Genomic DNA, 23,193 nt, shown 5'->3' with positions numbered 1-23,193 from the left:
CTGACTACCCGCTTATGCCAGCTTTGGTCGGCAGACAGGAAGGGACGCATTATGGACGGTGCCATCGCGGTGGATGAGGCGCGCAGCGAGGCCGATTGGAAGGTCGGCGTCGATATCGGCGGGACCTTCATCGATTTCTGCGCGCTCGAAGCAAACTCCGGCCGCGTCGCTTCGCTGAAGGTGCTGACGACGCCGGAGGACCCGGGGGCCGAGTTGATGACCGGCCTCACGCTTCTCGGCGAACGCGAGGGCTTCGATCCCACCCACATGACGCGCTTTGTGCATGGCACGACCGTTGGCATCAACACCATCATCCAGCGCAAGGGCGCGCCGCTTGCGCTGTTCACCAATGCCGGCTTTGAGGATGTCATCGAACTGGCGCGGCTGCGCATGCCGGATATGTATTCGCTGTTCTGCTCGCGGCCGGACCCGCTGATCTCGCGCGACATGGTCTTCGGCATTCCGGCGCGCATGCGCGCCGATGGCAGCGAGTCCCAGGCTCCGGATATGGCGGCGGTGGAAAGGTCGGTGGCAGCGGCGAAAGCGGGCGGCGCCCAGGGGATCATCGTCTCCTTTCTCCACGCCTGGCGCAACGGCGCGCAGGAAGCCTCGGTGAAGTCGGCGATCGCTCGCCTTGCGCCCGAGCTCTTCGTCTTCACCTCGGCCGAGGTCTGGCCGGTCATCCGCGAATATGAGCGCAGCTCGACCGCCATTCTCAACGGCTATGTCCATCCGCGCGTCTCGGGCTATCTGACGGCGCTGGAGGAGCGTCTGAAGGCTCGCGGCGTGCCGGCCCGCCCGATGCTGACGAAATCGAATGGCGGGCTGATGAACGCCGCCGAAGGCAAGCGCGCCTGCGTCAACATGCTTTTGTCGGGAACTGCCTCCGGCGTCATCGGCGCCTCATGGCTGGCGCGTCAGGCCGGCGAGGACAAGATCCTTACACTCGACATCGGCGGGACCTCTGCCGACTTCGCGCTCATCATCGGCGGCGAGGCGCAGTTCGGCACGGGTGAACTGATCGGCGAGTTTCCGCTGCATATCCCATCGGTGTCGGTGAGCTCAATCGGCGTCGGCGGCGGCTCGATCGCAAGCGTCGATGCGCAAGGGGTGCTGCGGGTCGGACCGGAGTCGGCGGGCTCGACGCCAGGACCGGCATGCTACGGTCGCGGCGGCACGCAGGCGACGGTAACGGACGCCATGGTCGTCTGCGGATGGCTCGGCCACAGCGAGATGGCCTATGGTCAGCTCAGGATCGATACCGGACTGGCGCATCGCGCCGTTGGCGAACTCGCCGCCAGGCTAGGGCGTACGGTCGAGCAGACCGCGCAGGCGATCCTCGATATCGCGGTCTCGGAAATGTTCGTCGAGGTCGAGAAACTTGCCTCGCGCGCCGGCGTCGACCTGCGCGATTTCACGCTGATGCCCTTTGGCGGCGGCGGCCCGATGCTCGGAGCCTTCCTTGCCCGCGAACTCGGCATGAAGCGCGTCATGGCGCCGCGCCGCCCCGGCGTGGTGTCGGCGCTCGGTGGGCTGGTGGCGGATCTGCGTGGCGACTTCATCCGCACCATCTTCGCGCCGCTGTCGACCGCGTCGCTTCCCGCGATCCGTGAAGCCTTCGAGGCGCTCGCGCAGGAGGGCCGCGAATGGCTTGCAGCCCAGGGGCATGATGCGGCGGCTGAACTCAATCTCTCCTGCGACATGCGCTATCTCGGGCAGAGTTATGAGATCGAGGTCGTGCTGTCGCCGGAATGGCTGGCGGAGGGCAGTGTGGAGGCAATCGAGCAAGCCTTTCACCGCACCCACGAGCAGCTCTACGATTTCCACGATCCCCAAGGCGCGATCGAGCTTGTGAATGTCCGCCTGTCGGCGATAGGCACGGGACCGGTGCTCTCCTTCCCGGAAGCCGATGAGATAAACGCTCCGGCCAGTCCGGCGCGCCGGCTCCCGGTCTACACCGGCCGAGCCATCGAGACCGTCGACCTCCACGACAGGGAGACCTTGGTGCCCGGCAGCACGTTCCTCGGGCCCGCCGTGGTGGTGCAGGAAGACACGACCTTCGCTATCCCCGCCGGAACGCAGGCTCGGGTCGACCGCCACCTCAACCTTCTTCTGACCTTCGCGGAGTGACGCCGTTGTTCGACCGCACAAACCTTCAGGTTCTGGCCAACCATGCCCGCGCGGCGGCCGAGAACATGGCCCACACGCTCCACCGCACCGCGCACTCGGCCTTCGTCAAGGAAACGCAGGACTTCACGGTGATGCTGATGGACCGATCGGGCGCGACCTTCGCCGTCCCGATGGAACTCGGCGCCACCTGGTACCCCGGCCTCTCCTATCACCGCGCGATCGCGATGGTGGATGATTATCGGCCGGGCGACGTCGCCTTCACCAACGATCCCTATTCAGGGCATGTCGCCACGCACGCGCCCGACACGCATCTTTGGAAGCCGGTGTTCGTCGACGGCGAGATCGTCGCCTGGACCGGCGGCCATATCCACAACACCGACATGGGCGGCGCGGTGCCGGCTTCGCTCAGCCGCGCACTGACCGAGATCCATCAGGAAGGCATCCGCTTTCCGCCGATGAAGCTGGTGCGCGAGGGCGTCTTCGACGACGCGATCCTGCGCATCATGAGCACCAATGTGCGCAAGCCCGACCTCAACATCGGCGACATCAAGGCGCTGGTCGGCGCGCTCAACACCGGCGAACGTAAGATTCAGGCGATGGTGAAAAAGTTCGGCACGGCCGGCTTCATCGAAGGGGTCGCCGCGCTTCTCGATCACGCCGAGGCGCAGGCGCGCGACGTGCTGCGCGCCATGCCCGACGGCACCTGGGAATTCGCCGACTATGCCGACGAGGATTCGGTCGAAGCCAACCCATGCCGGCTGAAGCTGAGGCTGACGATCAAGGGCGACGAGGCGGTCCTCGACTTCACCGGCTCCGATCCGCAGCTCGGCTCCTCGCTCAACGTCCCTTCGGGCGGCGATCCGCGCCACACCATGCTGCTCGTCGGCGTCTACTACGTGCTTTACACGCTGAACCCGAAGATCCTGCTCAACACGGGCCTTGCCCGGCCGTTTATCTGCATCACGCCGCAAGGGTCAGTGCTGAACCCGGTCCATCCCGCCGCCGTCGGCATGCGCTCGCTCACCTGCGCGCGATTGCGGTCCGTCATCTTCGGGGCCTTCTCGCAAGTCGTACCCGAACGCCTGCCGGCGGCGCCTGCCGGCAACAACTGCATCGTCAACGTCATGACCACCGACGAGCGCACCAGCCGCAGCGTCATCGCGGCGGTGAACCCTGTGGTGGGCGGCGGCGGCGCGATGCCGCATCGCGATGGCACCAATGGATCGGGCGCCGATGCCGCCTATCTGAAGAACACGCCGATTGAGATCACCGAGACCGAGACGCCGGTCGAGTTCGGGAAATACGGACTCGCCCGGGACAGCGGCGGCGCGGGCCGCTGGCGCGGCGGGCTGGCCACCGAGATGGCGTTCCGAGTCTTTGCGCCGGACTCACGGATCACGGCGCGCAACCGCGATCGCAGCTTCTTCCGCCCGTGGGGCGTGCTGGGCGGCAAAGCGGCCGGCCTGTCCGACATGGTCGTCAATCCGGGAACCGAGCACGAGCGGCGGCTGGGTAACATCGACACGGCAGTGCTGCAGCCGGGCGACGTGCTCGAGATCCGCTCCGCCGGCGGCGGCGGGCGCGGCGACCCGCTTCAGCGCGAACCCTGGCGGGTCGCTGAGGATGTACGGCGCGGCTATCTCTCGGCGGCGGCGGCCGAGCGCGACTATGGCGTCGTCCTTGGCGACGGCGAGGTCGACGAGCAGGCGACGAAGCAATTGCGCGCACGGCGCGAGCCGTCCGCCGGCCATTTCCATTTCGGCCCGGAGCGCGACGGCTACGAAGCCCAGTGGACGCCGGCAGCCTATGACCGGCTGCACGCCGTGCTGGATGCTTTGCCGATTCACTGGCGGTTCTTCGCCAAGACAGAGATTTTTCGGCGCATGAAAGGGCGTACCGGGCCGGCGGGCGTCCAGGCCGCCTTCGACGCGGTCTGCGAACGCTTTCCCGAACTGCCACGCCCGAGACCGGTGCGAGAGGCTGCGGAATGATCACCGCCGGTCGCATCGTCCGGCTGGCCGAGCGCGACCGGGCGGAGGTACAGTTCTTTCTCGACGGCGAGAAGCGCTCAGCGCTTGCCGGCGATACCGTGCTGACCGCCATGCTGGCTTCAGGACACGCGTTGCGAAACTCCGAGTTCGGATCTGAGCCGCGCGCAGGCTTCTGCCTGATGGGTGCCTGCCAGGATTGCTGGGTGTGGCAGGAGGAGGGACCGCGTTTGCGCGCTTGCTCCACGCCTGTCACCGAAGGCATGCTGTTGCGCACGACGCCGCCGGAGAGCTGGCCGTGAGCGACGCCTCATCGCCGAAAATCGTAATCATCGGCGCCGGTCCGGCCGGCATCAGGGCCTCGGCAACGCTGGTCCAGGCCGGGCTCCATCCGGTGGTGATCGACGAAGGCCATCGCGCCGGCGGGCAGATCTATCGCCGCCCGCCGGACGGGTTTGTCCGCACGCCGAAACAGCTCTATGGGTCGGCGGCAGTGAAGGCGCGCGCCCTGCATATGCTCTTCGACCGGTTGGCGGCAGAGGGGCGGCTTACCCATCACGCAGGCAACTCAGTCACCGCGGTACACGACGGACGGCTGCATGTGCTGAGGGAGGGCGGGGTGCAGGTGATCGGCTACGACCGCCTGATCCTCGCCACCGGCGCTTCCGATCGCATCGCTCCGGTCCCCGGCTGGCAGAGCGCCGGCGTCTACAGCCTCGGCGCGGCGCAGATCGCGCTCAAGGCGCAGGGCGTGGCGCTCGGACGGCGCATCGTTCTCATCGGATCGGGACCTCTGCTGACGCTGGTCGGCGCACAACTCCTCAAGGCCGGAGCCGACGTGACGGCGGTGCTGGATACATCCTCCTGGCGCCGGCAGATCCGGGGATTCGCCGGACTCGCGGCCCGGCCGATCGTTGCGCTGCGCGGCCTGGCCCTAAGGGCGCGGCTCGGTGGCCGCTATCATTCGGGCGTAACGTTGGAGCGCATCGAAGCGGACGCGTCGGGCGTCACGGCGATGCGCTGGCGTGATGCCCGCGGACGGCAGCGCATCACCCCATGCGACATGGTCGGCATGGGCTGGCACCTGCGGGCGGAGACGCATCTGGCCGACCTGACGGGATGCGTCTTCGACTATGACGAGCAGTGGCGGCAATGGCTGCCGAAGACCGATGCGATGGGGCGGGCCGGCAACGGCATCTATCTTGCAGGCGACGGGGCTCGTCTCCTCGGCGCGGACGGGGCGGAGATCGCGGGGCGTCTCGCGGCCGCGGCATGCCTCACGGATCTCGGGCATGTGGCGCCTCCCATCCAAGCCGATCTGCGCAAGCTGGCGCGGCTCGAGCGCTTTGCCCGCGGTCTGGCTTGTGCCTTTCCCTGGCCGGCCGAGATGGTGCGAGCACTGCACAACGAGGCGATTGTGTGCCGTTGCGAGAACGTGACTGCCGGAGCGGTGCGCGACGGCGTGGATTTCGGCGGCGGCGAGGCCAACAGGGTGAAGTCACTGTCGCGCGCCGGCATGGGACGTTGCCAAGGCCGCTATTGCCAGTTGGCTGCCGTCGAACTCGTGGCAGCGAAGGCCGGCTGCGCTACCGATACCGTCGGCCGGTTCCGAGGGCAGGCGCCTGTCCGACCGGCGCCGATCGGCGCCTTTCTGCGGGGCGACTGATGCGACCGCGAAAGTCACGGCCAGCCCTAGAAGTCGGCGACCTTGCCCCAGGACGAAGCGTCGAAGCGCCGCGGATCATAGGAAGCCGGATCGACGATCGGCTCCGCCCCGGTCACCAGATCTGCGACGAGGTGCCCGGCGCCGGGTCCGATGCCGAAGCCATGTCCGGAAAATCCGGCGGCCAGGAAAAAGCCTGGAACGGAATGAATCGCGCCGATGGCCGGCACGCCGTCCGGTGTGCTGTCGATATAGCCTGCCCAGGCCGCACTTATCCGGGTCTTTCTGAGATCGGGCAGAAGTTCGAGCGCGCGGGCATGCGTCAGGCGGATGGTCGACTGATCCGGAGCCGGATCGAGGATGCGCATGCGCTCCATCGGCGTCGGCCGGTCGAGGCGCCAGCGTCTCAGCGTTTCGTGGCCCGAAAGCGCACCTTGCAGGCCGCCGGGCGCGAGGCTGCGCCACCGCTTCAGGAACATCGGGACGAACTGCGAGGAAAAGCGCAGTTGCTGCGGCGTCACGTCGACGCGCCCGCGCCCGCTGATGGCGAGCGTGTAGCCGCCGTCGCCGCGGCGCGTGACAGAGATCTTGGCCGTGTGCAGCGCATCAGGCAGGCCTTCGGCGCCGGGCGAGACCGACATGATCGAAGAGCGGATCGATGCTTGCGGAAAGCGGAAGCCGAACTGGTGGCAAAAGGAGGACGCCCAGGCGCCGCCGGCCATCACCGCCAATTTCGTCCGGATGGTTCCGCTTTCGGTGACCACGCCACTCAGGCGCCCGCCCTCGGTCTCGATGCCGCGCGCGGCGCAATTCTCGCGCAGGGTGCCGCCGAGCTTCAGAATGGCGCGGGCGACCGCAGGCGCGGCCCGCGATGGGTCGGCGGTGCCGTCGGTCGGCGAGAAGACGCCGCCCTTCCAGGTCCGGCCGGTGGCGTGACCTCGTTCGCTGGCCTCGGCGCTATCGAGCATGTGCGTGGTGACGCCAGCAGTTCTGGCGAAGTCGCGCCAGCGCGCCCATCCGGACAGTTCCGCCTCGTCATTGCTGAGGTAGAGCAGGCCGCAGCGGCGAAAGCCGGTCTCCTCGCCGGTGTCGGTCGCAAAGCGATCCCACAGATCGAGGCTGTGGCTCGCCATCGGCAGCTCGCGGGCATCGCGGTTCTGTTGCCGGCACCATCCCCAGTTCCTCGAGGACTGCTCGGCGCCGATGCGTCCCTTTTCGACGAGCGCGACTTTCAGGCCGCGCCGCGCCAGGTAATAGGCCGCGAAAACACCGACGATGCCGCCGCCGATGATCACTGCATCGGCGGATTGCGGCAGTTCGCCAGATGTCTCGATTTGCTGCAGCGGCGCGCGCATGATCCTCTCTGCCTTGAAGCGCCAGTTTATCGCGTTGCGCAGGCAGCCGCTGCCGCAGTTGAGGCACAAGCAGAATTTTGTTCCGGCAATCCCATTGAAATCGCCAGACCCTGCGTTTCAAAGCGGTGTCGGCTCGGATGGACAGGCCAGCGGCCTATGGTAGTCTCGGCGGTCACCAGCATGGCAGCATTTTGTGCTGTAGCACTCTTCCTCGGAGACAGCCCATGAAACTGGATCGGATCGACATCAAGATTCTGCACGAACTGCAGAAGAACGGGCGCATCACCAATGTCGAACTGGCCGAGCTGGTGCATCTGTCGCCGAGCCCGTGCCTGATGCGGGTCAAGAAGCTGCAGTCCGAGGGCTACATCGAGGGCTACTCGGCGCAGGTCAATATAGGCAAGCTCGGCCAGACGCTGACGGTGTTCACCGAGATCACCTTGAAGAACCATCGCCAGGTCGACTTCGCCCGCTTCCTCGCCGTCGTGGAAAAGATCGATCAGGTCATCGAATGCCACCTCGTCTCGGGTGGCTACGACTACCTGATGAAATTCGTCACCGCCGGAATCGGCGAGTATCAGTCGATCATGGAGCGGCTGACCGACATGGATATCGGCATCGACAAGTATTTCAGCTTCGTCGTGTTGAAGTCTCCCATCGTCAAGGCGCACATGCCGCTGCCCAGCCTGTTCCCGATGTGAGAGCCCGTTGGCCCTCTGACTGTTTGTCCTTACGCAATTGCGGACGGAAGACCGCTGCGGACTTTTCCTGGAATTGCTCTACCGGTGGCCGTACTGGCTGACGAGTTCCGGGTCGCGGACGAGGCCGTCGAGCCAGGTCGGGTCGAGCTTCGGCACGGAGGAGAACAGAAGCTTGGAATAGGGGTGGGTGGCCGCCTTGACCTTGTCGGGCGTGATCTGCTCCACCCGCTGGCCATTATACATGACCATGATCTCATCGCAGATGGCTTCGACGACCGAGAGGTCGTGGCTGATGAAGATGTAAGACAGACCCAGCTCGCGCTGCAGCTCCTTGAGTAGCTCGATCACGGCGGACGCCACCACTGTGTCGAGCGCCGAGGTGATTTCATCGCAGATGATCAGCTTGGGGTTGGCCGCGAGAGCGCGTGCAAAATTCACGCGCTGCTTCTGACCGCCCGAGAGCTCCGCGGGATGGCGATAGCGCAGCGCCTTCGGCAGGCGCACCATGTCAAGCAGTTCGTCGACGCGCCTGGAGCGCGCCTGCCTGTCGAGCCCATGGTAGAAGACCAGCGGCCGGGCGATGATGTCCTCGACGGGCTTGGCCGGATTGAGCGCGGTATCGGCGTATTGGAACACGATCTGCATCTCGCGCAATTGATCCTGGCTGCGTTTCCCGGCAGCCCGCCGCAGTGGCTTGCCGTCGAAGACGATGTCGCCGGCCGCCGCCGGATGGATGCCGGCGATGACCCGCGCCAGCGTCGACTTTCCGCAGCCGGATTCGCCGATGACACCGAGATTGCGGCCCTTCTCTACGATCAGGCTGACGGAATCGACGGCGCGGACCAGCGGCAGTCCGTTGTCCCGCACCGCGCCGTAGCCGGCCGTCACATTGTCGATGCGCAGCAACTGGTTGGTTGCGGGTTCCGCATCTGCGTGCGCTTGCCGCCGCTTCGGTTCGAAGGCGGCCAGCAGCTCGCGTGTATAAGGGTGCTTGGCGGCTGAAAGGATTTCAGCCGTAGTGCCGGTCTCCTGAACTTCGCCGCCCTTCAGCACCACGATGCGATCGGCAATCTGGGCGACGACGGCGAGGTCGTGGGACACATAGACACCCGCAATCCCGCCCGCCCGCATCACCGATTTGAAGGCCTTCAGAACATCGATCTGCGTCGTCACGTCGAGAGCCGTCGTCGGCTCGTCGAAGATGACCAGCTTGGGATTGCCGATGAGCGCCATGGCCGCCGCAAGCCGCTGCAATTGTCCGCCCGAAACCTGGTGCGGATAGCGGCCGCCGATCCGTTCCGGGTCCGGCAGCGACAAGGACCTGAACAACTCGACCGCCCGTTTGCGGGCCTGCTCGGGCGGCATCAGCCTGTGGATGCGCGTGACCTCGATCACCTGCTCCATGATGGTGGACGCGGGATTGAACGATGCGGCCGCACTTTGCGGCACATAGGCGATGTCGGTCCCGCGCAGCTTTGCCCTTTCCTTCTCGGAGAGCGCCGCCATGTTCTTGCCGTTGACGTTGATTTCGCCGCCCGTGATCTGGCATCCGGGCCGCGCGTGGCCCATGAGCGAGAGCGCCACTGTCGTCTTGCCGGATCCGCTCTCGCCGATCAGCGCGATGATCTCGCCATCGGCGATATCGAGGCTGACGCCCTTGATGATTTCGACGACACGTCCGGCGTCGGTCGTCGCCTTGATCCTCAGGTTCCTGACCTCGACGAGATTGGTCATGCGTCACGGTCCCTGATCTTCTGCGGCAGGTTGTCGATCAGCAGGTTGACGCTGATGGTGAGGCTGGCGATCGCCAGCGAGGGCACGACGACCGCTGGGGCCGCGAAGGGCAGGCCGCCGATGTTCTCACGCACCAGCGCGCCCCAGTCGGCCAAAGGCGGCTGCAAGCCGAGCCCGAGGAAGGACAGGCCTGAGAGCAGGAGCACGATGAAGACGAAACGCAGGCCGAAGTCGGCGAGCACCGGGCGAATGATGTTGGGCAGGATTTCGGACCCGATGAGATAGGCCGTGCTTTCGCCACGGACACGGGCGACGGTCATGAAATCCATAGTGTTGATGTTGACCGCGAGCGCCCGAGCGAAGCGGTAGGCGCCGGGGATGTAAATCACCGCGAGCGTCAGGATCAGCACAGGGATCGACGAGCCGACCGCAGCGACGACCACGAGGCCGAACAGCTTGCTCGGGATGGAGTTCATCGCGTCCAGGAAGCGGCTGAGGCAGGTGTCGAACCAGCCGCCGGTCACGGCCGCGAGCATGCCGAGCACGACACCCGAAAAACAGGCGATCGAGACGGCGGCGAGCGATATGCCGACAGTGTAGCGTGCGCCCATCAGAACGCGCGAGAGCATATCGCGCCCAAGATAGTCCGAGCCAAGCCATAGCCCCTGGCGCATCGGGCCGAAATAGTCGTCATCGACGATGTCGCCGATCGGATGCGGAATGATGGTGGGCGCGAAGATCGCGACCAGTGTCCACGCCAGGATGACCAGCGAAGCCACGACGCCGACAAGGTTATAACTGTGGCCCAGGAAGGACCGTCGGGAGGCTATTGCGCGCGCCATCGTTATCTCAGCCTCGGATTGGACATGATGGCGACGATATCGGCGGCCGTGATGAGCAGGAGATATCCCAGGCAGAAGATCATCGCGCAGCTTTGGATCAGCGGCAGGTCGCGGGTGGCGACCGCATCGACCATCAGCTTGGCGATGCCGGGATAGTTGAAGATCGTCTCGACTATGATGACGCCGCCGACCAGATAGGACAAAGACAGCGCGACAGCGTTCACGATCGGTCCGAGCGCGTTGGGAAGCGCGTGCCGCAGGACCATGCGGCTGCGCGACGCGCCTTTGAGGAGCGCCATCTCGACATAGGGCGTGGACAGCGTCTCGATTACCGCGGCGCGGGTCATGCGGATCATCTGGGCGGAGATGACGAAGGTGAGGGTGATAACGGGCATCGCGTAGATGCGCACCAAGTCGGTCAGCGAATGCGCCTCGTTGACCGAGGACAGCGCCGGCAGCCATTTGAGATAGACGGCAAACAGCAGCACCGCCAGCGTCGCGACCATGAACTCAGGCACGGAGATGACGCCGATGGAAAGCACGGTGACGGCGCGGTCATAGAGTGAGCCGCGCAGCATCGCGGCGGTGATGCCGAGCGTCAGCGCCAGTGGAACCGAGATGAGCGTGGTGATGCCGGCGAGCTTCATCGTGTTGACCAGGCGCCCGCCGATCAGCGCCGCGACCGGCATGTCGTTGGCATAGGAAGTGCCGAGGTCGCCATGGAGCAGCCCGAAAAGCCAGCGCAGGAAGCGCAGGATCGCCGGGTCGTTGAGGTGCATGGCCTCGCGCAGACCGGCGACAGCTTCAGGAGTCGCCGCCTGGCCGAGCAGGATCGACGCGGTATCGCCCGGCAGCATGCTGGTGGCGAAAAACACGGCGAACAACACGATCAGAAGCGTGACGACCGCGATCCCCAGCCGCTTGACCACGAGGTTGAGAACCCCAGATTTCATGGAAGCGCTCCCTGCGGTTGCGTTCGGTCAAACAATCCTGCGCAATGCAGTGCCGGGGCCGGCCGACCGGCCCCGGCAGGCGCCTCTCAGGCTTCGAGCCAGAGATATTCCGCCATTGCGTAGCCCATCATGCCACCGAGCGGGTTGGCTTCCAAACCCTTCACCTTGCTGGAGAGGGCATCGACGTTGGAAATATAGGCCGGGATGATGGTGCCGGCCTCTTCGGCGATCATGCCCTGCATCTGGCCGTAGATTTCCTTGCGCTTGGCCTGGTCGAGCGAGCCGCGCGCCTCGACGAGCAGCTTGTCGAACTTCTCGGACTTGTACTGGCTCTCGTTCCAGGGCGCGTTGGAAGCGTAGAGGAGCGAGAACAGGATGTCCGGCGTCGGGCGCGGATTGATGTTGCCGAAATGGACAGGCGCCTTGAGCCAGTAGTTGTCCCAGTACCCATCCGACGGAACGCGCTGTACGTCGAGCTTCATGCCGATGTCGGCGCCCGCGGCCTGGATGATCACCGCCATGTCGATCGACGAGGTGGCGGCTTCGGAGGCGATCACAGGGATGGACTGGCCGAGCAGGCCTGACTTCTGGAAGTGGAACTTCGCCTTGTCGGGGTCGAACGCCTTCGGCTTGAGGTCGGCGTTGTGGAAGATGTTCGCCGGCGAGACGGGCTGGTCGTTGCCGATTTCGCCGAGGCCACGCAAGGCCGATTTGACGATCTGCTCGCGGTTGACGAGATATTTCATGCCGGTCACGAAGTCGGCCTTGCTGCCGGGATCCATGTCGAGCCGGATGTTGAGGTCGGTGTAGTTGCCCGCGGTCGTCTTGGAGAGTTCAAAGCCCTGCTGGCCGCTGATGAGCTTCATCGCACGCGGGTTGATCGAGGCCGCGAAATTGATGTCGCCGGAAAGCAGCGCATTGACGCGCGCGCTGTCGTCGCTGATGGCGATGAACTCGAAGGAGTCGAGATAGGGCTTGCCCGACTTCCAGTAGTTCTTGTTCTTGGTGACCACCGAACGCACGCCCGGCTCGAAGGTCTCGAGCACGAAGGCGCCGGTGCCGTTGCCTTTTGAGAAATCAGTCGTGCCGTTCTGGACGATCATGAAATGATGCAGCGCCAGTATGGTCGGCAGGTCCGCATTCGGATCGGCAAGCGTGATTTCCACGGTCGACTTGTCTACCGCCTTGAAGCCGGTCATCTGCGCGGCGATCTTGGCGACCTTGGAGCCGACCGCTTTGTCCAGATGACGCTTCAGCGAGAAGACCACGTCGTCGGCGGTGAGGTCCTTGCCGTCATGGAAGGTGACGCCTTTGCGCAGCTTCACGGTCCAGGTCTTGGCGTCCTTGCTGTCGAAGCTTTCAGCCAGCTCCATCTGCGTCTTGCCATCCTTGTCGAGGAAGGTCAGGCGGTTGTAGAGCGAGCAGCAACGCACATAGTCGGTAGAGAGCGACGCCTTCGCGGGATCGAGCGTGTCGGCGGTCGAGGACGACCAGCCGGCCGCCTTGAAGGTCCCGCCGGAAACCGGCGTAGCGGCGACGGCCTGTGTGGCACGGCCAAGCACGACGCTGCCCGCGGCAATTGCGGCACCGCCGGCCAGCAGCATCTTGAGAAGTTGGCGGCGGCTCGCGCCCCGCCGGATGGCGTTCTCGACCATGGCATCGTCTGCGCCGGTCCAGTTGGTGATCTTGTCGGTCATATCATTCCCCTTTCTGTTGATTGGTCGGTATGCTCGTCTTGCTGCGGCTTTCCGGGCTTGGTTCAGGTTCGCTCCTTCAGGCTCTCGCGCACGGCAGCCGCAAGGGCGGCCATCGAGGTGAAGTGGTAGTCCGGCACGGTGAAGCGCTCGGGTTCGATCGTGCCGCCATAGCCCTTCTGGGCGTGGCGGCGCTCGATCCAGCAATTGGTCATGCCCAGCGCCCGGGAGATGCCGATGTCGTGGTACTGGCTCTGCGCGACATGCAGGATGTCGTCCTTGCTGTCGCCCCGACCCGCCACGAAATCGAAGACCTTCTGGAAGAAGGCCGGGTCGGGTTTTTCCGTACCGGTGTCGTCGGCGGTGAAGGTGGCGAAGAAGGGCGATCCGAGCTGCTGCTCGAAATGGTCGAGCGCCCAGCGCCGTGCGTTGGTCATGGCGATCAGCTTGTGCGACTTGGCAAGATCGGCCAAGGCAGCGGCGCTGTCGGGAAAGCCTTTCCAAACGCTGGCTGAATCGCGCAGGCGGACACCGTATTTCTCCTCGGCCGGCAGGCCGAGCCGTGGGGCGATGACCATGTAGACGCGCACGAGATCGTCCGGAAACAACCCCGCGCCGGGCATGTAACGGGCCTGCCTGTAAAGCGCCAGCGCTTCCTCGCCGTCGATGGCGATGCCGGCCTCGGCGGCAATCCCGGTCAGGCAGGCCGTGAGACCGCCTTCGAAGTCGATCAGCGTGCCGACCACGTCGAAGGTCATGTATTTGAATTCGCTAAAGCCCCTGGCCAAATTTGGCTCTCCTCTGCGCGCGGCCGAATTGCATCATGCTGAACAGAACAAAATTCCGTGCTGTCCGGGGCGTCGGCCTTTTCCAGAGCCCGGCAAATCCGGCTTTGTGGCCTTGTCTTATGAGCAGTCTGGCACTTCCCTCGCGCTGGATTCGCCGAAAAGGCGCGGGGCTTCGGCACAAAATTGCGAAATCGTCCGCCCCGGCGATATTTCGCGACGCGAAAAATCCGCGGTTGTTCATGCGAGAGCCTTGCGGACATCGGGATCGGCCAGCGTTTGGTCGAGCGTGAGGCGCGTGCGCTCGATGATCGCATCGATATCGCCATCGGTGCAGCAGAGCGGCGGCGCGTAGCCGAGAACGCCATGCGCGAAGGCACGGATGATAAGACCGTTGTTCCAGGCCCTGTCGAAGACCCGCCGTGCCGGCATCGCCGAGGCGGGAAGCGGCGTCTTCTTCTGCTTGTCGGTCACCAGCTCGATCGCGGCAAGCATGCCGCGGCCGCGAACGTCGCCGACGAGCGGATGATCGCTCAAGGCAGACAGGCCCGCCATTAGGCGAGCGCCGGCCTTGATGCCGTTTTCCAGGAGGCCGTCCTCATAGAGTTTCAGCACCTCGAGCGCGACCGCGGCGCTGACCGGATGGGCGGAGTAGGTGTAGCCGTGGCCGACCGCCGCGTTGCCCGCGCCATCGGCGATGACCTGGTAGACATGGTCGGCCATGAACACGGCGCCCATGGGAACATAGCCCGAGGTCAGGCCCTTCGCGGTCGTCATGAAATCGGGAACGATGTCCTCTTCCGTGCAGGCGAACAGCGGCCCGGTGCGGCCGAAGCCGGTGATGACCTCGTCGGCGATGAACAGGATGCCGTATTCGCGGCAGAGCGCGTGGATCGCCTTGATCCAGCCCTTCGGCGGCACGATGACACCACCCGAGCCCTGGATCGGCTCGGCGTAGAAGGCGGCGACCCGCTCCGGCCCGATCGCCTCGATTTTCGCCTTCAGCGCGGCGAGCGACGCGGCAATGATCGCGTCGCCGTTTTCGCCGACCGGGTTGCGGTAGGGATAGGGCGACGGGATCTTGTGCTGCCATTCGAAGGGAATGCCGAAGCCGGCGTGAAAGGCGGGCAGGGCCGTCAGGCCCGCGCCGACCACCGACGATCCGTGATAGCCCTGCTCGATCGAAATGAACTGATCGCGCTGCGGCTCGCCCCTGGCATTCCAGTAGTAGCGGACGAAACGGATCGTGCTGTCCACAGCGTCCGATCCGCCGAGCGTGAAATAGACGTGATTGAGATCGCCCGGCGCGCGCTCGGCCAGTTCCGAAGCGAGCCGGATGGCCGGCTCCGAGCCGAGGTCGAAATAGGCGGTGGCGTAAGGAAGCTCGCGCATTTGCCGGGCAGCCGCCTCGACGATGCTGTCATGGCCATAGCCGGCATTGACGCACCAAAGCCCGGCGAATCCGTCGACCAGCTGCCTGCCGGACGCGTCGGTGACAGTCGCGCCCTTCGCCGACTTCAGCACGCGCACGCCGAGCGCCTCGTGGCCGCGATAGGAGGAGACCGGATGGATGAGATGGGCGCGGTCAAGTTCGATCAGCGAATTGGCGAGCATTGTTTATCTCCGAACTAGCCGAGCGCCTGGTTGGCGAGGGCATAAACTTTTGGCCGGGCCTGTGCCGCAGCCGTCCGAGACGGGCGATCCATGGCCACGCCGCCGCCGACATGGCCGAGGCCGATTTCCGTGAGCCAGCCGGCGATGCCGGTGCGACTGTCCGTATCGACGCGCAGGAAGGCGCCGGGGCGCGAGGCGGCGAAAAAGCTGATCAGAGCCCTGGCGTTGTCGGCATTGCCCGCGATCACCGGGCCTATCACCTCGCCGCGTCCGAACGGGCGGATCGCGGCATAGGCCTCGATCGCGCCGTTGCGGCGGATCACGGCGAATTGGCCGCGCTCTGCCAGCGCGTCGATCAGGGCTTTGCGGTCGGCGCCGTAGGCGTCGCGGTCCAGCACCTTGATCTCCGGCAGATCATCGGCGCTTGCCGCTTCCACGCCGTCCGGCGCGCCAAGCTGGGTGACGCTGCCCTGATGTTGCAGGATGGTTCCCGAGGGCGCGAAGCCCAGTTTCTGATAGAGCGGCATGCCGTCCGCCGTCGCGACGAGCCGCAGGGGCCGATCTTCCGCAAGAACGAAGGCCTGTTCCATAAGCCGGCGCCCGAGCCCCATGCCGCGGGCGTTCCGGTCGACGATCACCATGTTGATCATCGCGCAATCCATACCGTAGGGCGTCACCAGGATGGTGCCGGTCACCCGGCCCTGATCGTCGAGCGCGACCGCGCCGCTCGAAAGCTGCAGCGCCATCTGCCAGTCCTGCGGGCGATGCGGCCAGTTCTCCTGGCGCGAAAGCGCCACCGCGCCCTCGATATGGTCCGGCCCGAAAGCCTGGATTGCTATTTCGCCCTGCTGCATGAGGCATCCTTTCCGTCTGCCCGCAAGTCTCGGTCATCGGCGCGCTGCAGATCGTCTGAAGGTTTCGGTTTCCGCGATATCTTTCGCCTTTGCACGGGGCGCGCGCCGCATCTTCTGCTGGCAGCATCCTCGGTTGTCGCTTTGCCGTCGCGCTATGGCGGGCTTGTCGACAGCCAAGATGCTACAGCGTGCCAAACCTGACGGCGGATACGGAACTTTCTGCTTTCGCGGAGCCGATTTCGGTCAAGTGGCTCGTCGCCTGCCCGCATATGATGACTAAATCCCAGAGCGGGTGCGCTTCCACCGGAGATCGACGGACATGGCTTCTTTCAGGCCCAAATACATTACCTTCGACTGCTACGGCACGTTGACCTTTTTCCAGATGGCGGAAGCGGCGCGCGACCTCTACGGCAGCCGGCTTGACGAGCCGCGCATGCAGGAGTTCATCAAGAACTTCGCGGCCTATCGGCTGGACGAGATCCTGGGCGACTGGAAGCCTTATGCCGACGTCGTACACAACGCACTCGAGCGCGCTTGCAAGCGCAACGGCGTCGTCTTCAGCGCTGATGACGCCCAAATGGTCTATGAGCGTGTCCCGACCTGGGGACCGCATGCCGACGTTCCGGCAGGGCTTGCCAAGGTCGCCAGGGAAATCCCGCTGGTGATCCTCTCCAACGCCATGAACGCACAGATCATGTCCAATGTCGAAAAGCTGGGCGCGCCGTTCCATGCCGTCTACACGGCCGAGCAGGCGCAGGCCTACAAACCGCGCTTCAAAGCCTTTGAGTATATGCTCGACATGCTGGGCTGTGGACCGGAAGACATCCTTCACTGCTCGTCTTCGTTCCGTTACGACCTGATGTCGGCGCATGATCTCGGCATCAAGAACAAGGTCTGGGTTAACCGCGGCCACGAGCCGGCCAACCCCTATTACGGTTACACCGAGATAGCCAATATTTCCGGTCTCCCGGGCGTGGTCGGTCTTTAAAGCAGGCGGATTGCCGATGAAGCTGGTCTCCTACTGGCACGACACCGCTCCGGTCTTTTCCGGCGGGGCGCAAGGCCCGGTCGAGGGGCACTATGATGCGGCAATCGTCGGCGGTGGCTTCACCGGTCTCGCCGCCGCGCGCCAATTGGCGAAAGCCGGCGCCAAGGTGGTGGTGCTGGAAGCGGAGCGGGTCGGCTGGGGCGCGTCCGGGCGCAATGGCGGGCATCTTAACAATGGTCTCGCCCACAGCTACCTGTCGGCCAAGGCGGAGCTCGGCAAGGAACGCGCGATAGCGCTTTACCGGGCGCTGGACGACTCTGTTGACACCATCGAGGCGCTGATCGCCGAGGAAGCCATCGACTGCAATTTTCGCCGCGCCGGCAAGCTGAAGCTCGCCTCCAAGCTGCAGCATTTCGAGGCGATCGCGCGCAACTTCGAAGCGATTCAAGCCGAGGTCGATCCCGATACGGCGCTGCTGTCGGCCGCCGATCTCAAATCCGAGATCGGCTCGCCCTTCCATGGCGCGATGCTGTCGAAGAAGAGCGCCATGATGCATATGGGCCGCTATGTGGCCGGCCTTGCCGCGGCCGCCGCCCGCCACGGCGCGGTCATCCACGAGAACGCCAGGGTGACGGACCGCAGGCAATCAGGAAACAGGCACGAGCTGACAACGTCCCGCGGCAAGATCAGCGCCGACAACGTGCTGGTGGCGACGGGCGCCTACACCACGCCGAATTTCGACTATTTCCGCCGCAGGCTCATTTCCGTCGGCAGCTTCATCATCGCCACGCGGCCGTTGAGCGACGCCGAGATCACTGCCGCCATGCCGGGCAATCGGACCTGCGTCACCTCGATGAACATAGGCAACTACTTCCGGCTGTCACCGGACAGGCGCCTGATCTTCGGCGGCCGCGCACGCTTCTCGGCGACGTCGGACCAGCGCTCAGACGCCAAAAGCGGGCAGATATTGCGGGCAAGCCTCGCGGCGATTTTTCCGCAGCTCGCCAAGGTCGAGATCGACTATTGCTGGGGCGGTCTTGTCGACATGACCAAGGACCGCTTCCCGCGCGCCGGCTACCATGAGGGGGTCTGGTACGCGATGGGCTATTCCGGCCATGGCGCGCAGCTTTCCACCCATCTCGGCATGATTTTGGCCGATGCCATGCTCGGCCGCGAGGACCGCAACCCGCTGAAGGGACTCGAGTGGCCTTCCATCCCGGGCTACTCGGGCAAGCCGTGGTTCCTGCCGATGGTCGGCCTCTACTACAAGGCGCTCGACCGGGTGAGGTAGGCAGTAGGGCAGTAGGGCAGTAGGGCAGTAGGGCAGTAGGGCAGTAGGGCAGTAGGTGCCGTCTTCCCTACCTGCCGTATTGCTTTACTGTCCTATTCCCATGTGGAAGCTCTTCATCTCGAGATATTCCTCGATGCCGGCCTGCGCGCCCTCGCGCCCGAGGCCGGACAGCTTGACGCCGCCGAATGGGGCGACCTCGATCGAGACCGAGCCGGTGTTCAAGCCCACCATGCCGAACTCCAGCGCCTCGCCGACGCGCCAGGCGCGTTTCAAATTCTCGGTGTAAAAGTAGGAAGCGAGCCCGTAAGGCGTGCCATTGGCGAGCGCGATTGCTTCCTCCTCGGTTTCGAAACGGAAGAGCGGCGCGACCGGGCCGAATGTCTCCTCGCCGGCGAGTTGCATCTCTGCCGTGGCGCCGGCCAGCACCAGCGGCGCAACATATTGCTGACCTTCGGGCAAAGCCGGCTTCTCGGTGATGATCTCCGCGCCCTTGGCGAGCGCGTCCTCGACATGGCGGTTGATCTTCTCGACCGCCGCCATGTTGATCATCGGTCCGATGGCGACGCCAGGCTGCGTGCCTGGCCCCACGGTCATGGCGTTGACGCGAGCGGTGAGCTTCGCGGCGAAGGCGTCATGGACACCAGCCTGGACGAGGATTCGGTTGGCGCACACACAGGTCTGGCCGCCGTTGCGGAATTTCGAGATGAGCGCGCCCTCGACGGCGAGATCGAGATCGGCGTCGTCGAAGACGATGAAGGGCGCATTGCCGCCGAGTTCGAGGCTGAGCCGCTTCACGCTGTCGGCGGCCCCCCGCATCAGCAGCGAACCGACGCGCGTCGAGCCGGTGAAGGAGATCTTGCGCACCGTCTCATTCGCCATGATCTCGTTGCCGATCTCGGTCGGCATGCCGGTGACGATGTTGATGACGCCGGCCGGGATGCCGGCCCGCTCTGCGAGCACGCCGAGCGCCAGCGCCGAATAGGGCGTGAACTCGGACGGTTTGATCACCACCGTGCAGCCGGCGGCCAATGCCGGCGCGACCTTCCGGGTGATCATGGCGTTGGGAAAATTCCATGGCGTGATGATGCCGCAGACGCCGACCGGTTCCTTCAGCACGATTATGCGGCGGTCTTGTGTGGGCGAGGGGATGTTGTGGCCGTTGATGCGGCGTGCTTCCTCCGCGAACCATTTGACGAAGGACGCGCCGTAGCGGATCTCGCCCTTGGCTTCGTCCAGCGGCTTGCCCTGTTCTGTGGTCAGGATCAGTGCCAGATCGTCCAGATTCGCAAGCATCAGACCATGCCAGGCTTCCAGCAGCGCCGCGCGCTCGGCGTTGGTCTTCTTCCTCCAGTCCCGATAGGCGGAGGCCGCGGCTTCGATGGCAGCGCGGGTCTCCGCACCGGTCATGTCGGGCACTGTGCCGATCGTGGCCTGCGTCGCCGGATCGATGACGTCGACCGTCTTGCCGGAGCCGGCAGCAACCCATTTGCCACCGATCAGGCCGGCTTCGCGGAAGAGGCTTTTGTCCTTCAGGGTTTTCATCGGAAACGACCTTGCATTCAGCTGAGCGCCGCGACGATGGCGGCTGTGATGGTGTCTGTTTTGTCCTTGCCGGCAGTGGTTCCGATGCCGCGGGCAGTCGTCGCTTCGAGCGCCTTCATGATGCGACCTGCGGCGGCGGTTTCGCCGAGATGTTCGAGCATCATCGCACCCGACCAGATAGTGGCGATCGGATTGGCGATGCCAAGATGGGCGATGTCGGGCGCCGAGCCGTGCACCGGCTCGAACATTGAGGGCGCCGAGCGGTCGGGATTGATGTTGGCGGAGGCGGCGTAGCCGAGCCCGCCCTGGATCGCCGCGCCGATGTCGGTCAGGATGTCGCCGAACAGGTTGGAAGCGACGAGCACGTCGAGGCTCTCCGGCGCCATGATCATGCGTGCGGCGAGCGCGTCGACATGATAGCTGGTGACTTCGACGTCTGCGTATTCCGCGGCCAGCTTGCGGGTGATCTCGTCCCAGAACACCATCGAGTATTTCTGGGCGTTGGACTTGGTGACGGAGGCAAGCTTGCCTCGACGTGCCCCCGCCTGCTCGAAGCCGAAGCGCAGGATGCGCTCGACGCCGGCGCGGGTGAAGATCGAGGTCTCCACCGCGACCTCTTCCCGCGTGCCTTGATGCACGCGCCCGCCGGCGCCTGAATATTCGCCTTCGGTGTTCTCGCGGATGCAAAGGATGTCGAAGTTTTCCTTCCGCAGCGGTCCGGTGACGCCCGGCAGCAGGCGGTGCGGCCGGATATTGGCATATTGCACGAACGCCTTGCGGATCGGCAGCAGCAGGCCGTGCAGCGAAACGGAATCCGGCACCTCGGCCGGCCATCCCACGGCGCCGAGGAGAATGGCGTCGAAGCCGCGCAAGGTCTCGATGCCGTCCTCCGACATCATGCGGCCGGTCTCTTTGTAGAATTTGCAGGACCATGGAAACTCGGTTCCGGTCACGGCAAAGCCGGAGTGATGGGCCACCGTTTCCAGCACCGTCCAGGCGGCGGCGGTCACGTCGCGGCCGATGCCGTCACCGGGGATCAGGGCGATCGAATAGGACTTCATCGGCATCTCTCTAGAGGCTGATCAGGACGCTCTTGGTCCTGCGATTGGCGAGATAGGCCTCGCGGCCGAGGTCCTTGCCGATGCCCGAGCGCTTGTAGCCGCCGGTCGGCAGGATGTGGTCGCGCGAGCGGCTGTAGCGGTTGACCCAAACCGTGCCTGCTTCCAGTTTGCGCGCGATGCGGATGGTGCGGGATAAGTCGGCGGTGAAAAGGCCGGAAGCCAGGCCGTAGGTCGGATGGCTGGCCAGCGCCAGCGCTTCTTCCTCGGTCTCGAAGGTCTGCACGGTCAAGACCGGGCCGAAGATCTCCTCGACGATGGCTGGATTGGCCTGGTCGACATTGGCAACCAGGGTCGGCTCGTAGAAATAGCCGGGAGCGTCCATGGCCACGCCGCCGGTCAGGCATTCGCCGCCGGCTTCGACCGCGGCCCGCACGATGCTGTCGACGCGTGCTCGCTGCCGTTCCGAAATGATCGGCGAAAACTGCGTCGCCTGGTCCCAGGTCGGGCCGGGCCGGACGGCTTTCATCCGCTCCAGAATGGCGCCCGTCAGCCGGTCGGCGATGCTCTTCTCGACGATCAGCCGCGTGCCGGCCACGCAGGCCTGGCCGGCGTTGAAGGTGACGCTGCCGGCGATGGCCGCTGCCGCCTTTTCGAGATCGGCATCGGCAAAGACGATCTGCGGGCTCTTGCCGCCAAGTTCCAGCGTCATCGGCTTTACGCCGGCGCGGGCGACATTCTCCATAATCGCCGAGCCGGCCCGGGTCGAGCCGGTGAAGCTGACCTTGGCGATCTCTGGATGGCCGGTCAGCGCCGTGCCGGTCGTCGGACCATCGCCGAGCACCACGTTGATTAGTCCGGCGGGCAGACCGGCTCTAAGGGCGAGCTGCGCCAAATAGACAGCCGAGAACGGCGTCATCTCGGAGGGTTTCAAGACGACCGCATTGCCCGCCGCCAGTGCCGGGCCGAGCTTCCAGCCGGCCATCGAGATCGGAAAATTCCACGGCGTGATCGCGCCAACCACGCCATAGGGCTCGCCCATGATCATGCCGAGACTGGTGTCGTCGGTGGGGGCGAGCTCGCTGCCTTCCTTGTCGGCGAATTCGGCGAAGAAGCGGATCTGCTCGGCGGTCACGGCGATGTCGCCGGCGACAAGCTGGCCGACGGGGCGAGTGGAGCACAGTGCTTCGACTTTGGCGAGCGTTGCGGCTTCCGCCTCGATCAGGTCGGCCCAGGCCTGCAGCGCCCTGGTGCGCTCGCGCGGTCGGACGCCTCCCCAGTTGCTGGACTTCAGCGCCGCTTTTGCGCTTTCCACCGCGCGCTCGACCATGTCAACGCCAGCGAGGGGGCAGGCGGCATAAGATTTGCCGTCCGACGGGCGACGCATCTCGATCGCGCCCTCGGCCGACATCAGCTCGCCGCCGATGAAATGGCCAACGGGGAGGGGAATTGTGTCGGGATCGAAGCTTAGGCTCATGGGCAGACCAACTCGGCAGTGTCGGCTCAAGCCTAGCGCCTGCCGGTACGCAGCATGCGCTGTTCGATGATCCATCGCCGACGAATGTTGCGTGTCGGACGGCAGCGACGGCAAAATCTTCCGCGCCGAGGTTCCGCGCCGGCGCGGACGCGCGCTAGCCCACTGTGACGTAGATCTTGCGCACCGTCTCGATGGTCTTCCAGACCCCGGCGAAGCTTGGCTTCATCACGAAGCTGTCGCCGGCCCGGTAGGTCACCGTCTCGCCGGCGTCGGGCGTGATTTCGACCACGCCGGAGAGGATGTGGCAGAACTCGAAGGTCTCGCCCTTGATCGAGCGCGTCTCGCCGGGCGTGGCCTCCCATACGCCGGTATGCACGAGGTCGTCCTTGGCTACGTCCTGCGGCCAGGTCTTGAAGGCGGGGTCGCCGGCAATCATCCGCTCGGGCAACGCCTTGGATTCGCGCGGTGAAAAACTCGGGTTGGTGTCGACGGATTTGAGCAGGGACAAAGGATGACCTTTCGGT

Annotated in this window: 19 protein-coding genes; 7 read left to right on the top strand and 12 right to left on the bottom strand. The window is 65.1% G+C overall.

All coding sequences use genetic code 11. The features are described from left to right. The first annotated feature begins 51 nt into the window (after positions 1–51). From EN869_RS26970 to EN869_RS26955, 4 genes are read left to right on the top strand one after another with little or no spacing between them, the layout of a single operon-like run. A complete protein-coding gene (locus EN869_RS26970) occupies positions 52–2,130 on the top strand; it encodes a hydantoinase/oxoprolinase family protein (RefSeq protein WP_127229843.1) in 2,079 nt (692 codons plus the stop codon). 5 nt (positions 2,131–2,135) lie between these two features. Next, positions 2,136–4,121, top strand: a complete 1,986-nt coding sequence (locus EN869_RS26965; RefSeq protein ID WP_127229842.1) for a hydantoinase B/oxoprolinase family protein — start codon at positions 2,136–2,138, stop codon at positions 4,119–4,121. Then, complete coding sequence (locus tag EN869_RS26960; protein WP_127229841.1) at positions 4,118–4,420, top strand: (2Fe-2S)-binding protein; 303 nt, start codon at positions 4,118–4,120, stop codon at positions 4,418–4,420. The genes EN869_RS26965 and EN869_RS26960 overlap by 4 nt, the downstream gene beginning before the upstream one ends. Further along, on the top strand, positions 4,417–5,784 hold the full coding sequence (locus EN869_RS26955) for an FAD/NAD(P)-binding oxidoreductase (protein ID WP_127229840.1): 1,368 nt from the start codon (positions 4,417–4,419) through the stop codon (positions 5,782–5,784). Before EN869_RS26960 ends, EN869_RS26955 begins: the two co-directional genes overlap by 4 nt. A 26-nt stretch (positions 5,785–5,810) precedes the next feature. On the opposite strand, the gene EN869_RS26950 is transcribed toward EN869_RS26955, so the two are convergent. Beyond that, positions 5,811–7,136 carry an FAD-binding oxidoreductase gene (locus EN869_RS26950; RefSeq protein WP_127229839.1) on the bottom strand — a complete coding sequence of 442 codons (1,326 nt, stop codon included), beginning with the start codon at positions 7,134–7,136 and terminating at the stop codon, positions 5,811–5,813. Positions 7,137–7,360: 224 nt separating this feature from the next. Here EN869_RS26950 and EN869_RS26945 point away from each other — a divergent pair, with 224 nt between their 5' ends. Next, positions 7,361–7,837: an Lrp/AsnC family transcriptional regulator gene (locus EN869_RS26945; RefSeq protein WP_095819213.1), complete on the top strand. Its 477-nt coding sequence runs from the start codon at positions 7,361–7,363 to the stop codon at positions 7,835–7,837. Positions 7,838–7,915: 78 nt separating this feature from the next. On the opposite strand, the gene EN869_RS26940 is transcribed toward EN869_RS26945, so the two are convergent. From EN869_RS26940 to EN869_RS26910, 7 genes are all read right to left on the bottom strand, one after another. Beyond that, positions 7,916–9,571, bottom strand: coding sequence for an ABC transporter ATP-binding protein (locus EN869_RS26940; protein WP_127229838.1), 1,656 nt, complete (start codon positions 9,569–9,571; stop codon positions 7,916–7,918). Next, entirely contained in the window at positions 9,568–10,413 is an 846-nt protein-coding gene (locus EN869_RS26935; RefSeq protein ID WP_127229837.1) for an ABC transporter permease, read from the bottom strand. The genes EN869_RS26940 and EN869_RS26935 overlap by 4 nt, the downstream gene beginning before the upstream one ends. 2 nt (positions 10,414–10,415) lie before the next feature. After that, positions 10,416–11,366 (bottom strand): ABC transporter permease, encoded by a 951-nt coding sequence (locus tag EN869_RS26930; protein ID WP_127229836.1) that lies wholly within the window; start codon positions 11,364–11,366, stop codon positions 10,416–10,418. Between the two features lie 86 nt (positions 11,367–11,452). Next, positions 11,453–13,063 carry an ABC transporter substrate-binding protein gene (locus EN869_RS26925; protein WP_127229835.1) on the bottom strand — a complete coding sequence of 537 codons (1,611 nt, stop codon included), beginning with the start codon at positions 13,061–13,063 and terminating at the stop codon, positions 11,453–11,455. A 62-nt stretch (positions 13,064–13,125) separates the two neighbouring features. Next, entirely contained in the window at positions 13,126–13,848 is a 723-nt protein-coding gene (locus tag EN869_RS26920) for an HAD-IA family hydrolase (RefSeq protein ID WP_127229834.1), read from the bottom strand. Between the two features lie 237 nt (positions 13,849–14,085). Further along, entirely contained in the window at positions 14,086–15,459 is a 1,374-nt protein-coding gene (locus tag EN869_RS26915; RefSeq protein ID WP_127229833.1) for an aspartate aminotransferase family protein, read from the bottom strand. Between the two features lie 14 nt (positions 15,460–15,473). Beyond that, positions 15,474–16,313, bottom strand: a complete 840-nt coding sequence (locus EN869_RS26910) for a GNAT family N-acetyltransferase (protein WP_127229832.1) — start codon at positions 16,311–16,313, stop codon at positions 15,474–15,476. A gap of 319 nt (positions 16,314–16,632) precedes the next feature. On the opposite strand from EN869_RS26910, the gene EN869_RS26905 reads away from it, so the two are divergent. Together EN869_RS26905 and EN869_RS26900 are read left to right on the top strand one after the other, a co-directional pair. Further along, positions 16,633–17,301: a haloacid dehalogenase type II gene (locus EN869_RS26905; RefSeq protein ID WP_127229831.1), complete on the top strand. Its 669-nt coding sequence runs from the start codon at positions 16,633–16,635 to the stop codon at positions 17,299–17,301. Positions 17,302–17,317: 16 nt separating this feature from the next. Then, positions 17,318–18,592 carry an FAD-binding oxidoreductase gene (locus tag EN869_RS26900; protein ID WP_127229830.1) on the top strand — a complete coding sequence of 425 codons (1,275 nt, stop codon included), beginning with the start codon at positions 17,318–17,320 and terminating at the stop codon, positions 18,590–18,592. A gap of 84 nt (positions 18,593–18,676) precedes the next feature. On the opposite strand, the gene EN869_RS26895 is transcribed toward EN869_RS26900, so the two are convergent. The 4 genes from EN869_RS26895 to EN869_RS26880 form a co-directional block, all read right to left on the bottom strand. Beyond that, positions 18,677–20,134 carry an NAD-dependent succinate-semialdehyde dehydrogenase gene (locus EN869_RS26895; protein WP_127229829.1) on the bottom strand — a complete coding sequence of 486 codons (1,458 nt, stop codon included), beginning with the start codon at positions 20,132–20,134 and terminating at the stop codon, positions 18,677–18,679. 17 nt (positions 20,135–20,151) lie between these two features. Then, positions 20,152–21,195, bottom strand: a complete 1,044-nt coding sequence (locus EN869_RS26890) for a tartrate dehydrogenase (protein ID WP_127229828.1) — start codon at positions 21,193–21,195, stop codon at positions 20,152–20,154. 10 nt (positions 21,196–21,205) lie between these two features. After that, complete coding sequence (locus tag EN869_RS26885; RefSeq protein ID WP_127229827.1) at positions 21,206–22,669, bottom strand: aldehyde dehydrogenase family protein; 1,464 nt, start codon at positions 22,667–22,669, stop codon at positions 21,206–21,208. Positions 22,670–22,823: 154 nt separating this feature from the next. Next, a complete protein-coding gene (locus tag EN869_RS26880) occupies positions 22,824–23,177 on the bottom strand; it encodes a cupin domain-containing protein (protein WP_127229826.1) in 354 nt (117 codons plus the stop codon). Positions 23,178–23,193: the final 16 nt, after the last annotated feature.

It is taken from the genome of Mesorhizobium sp. M2D.F.Ca.ET.226.01.1.1, assembly GCF_004022705.2.
Classification (GTDB): Bacteria; Pseudomonadota; Alphaproteobacteria; order Rhizobiales; family Rhizobiaceae; genus Mesorhizobium.
Note: the sequence above shows the minus strand (reverse complement) of the source record. Positions and strands in the feature narration are given on the sequence as shown.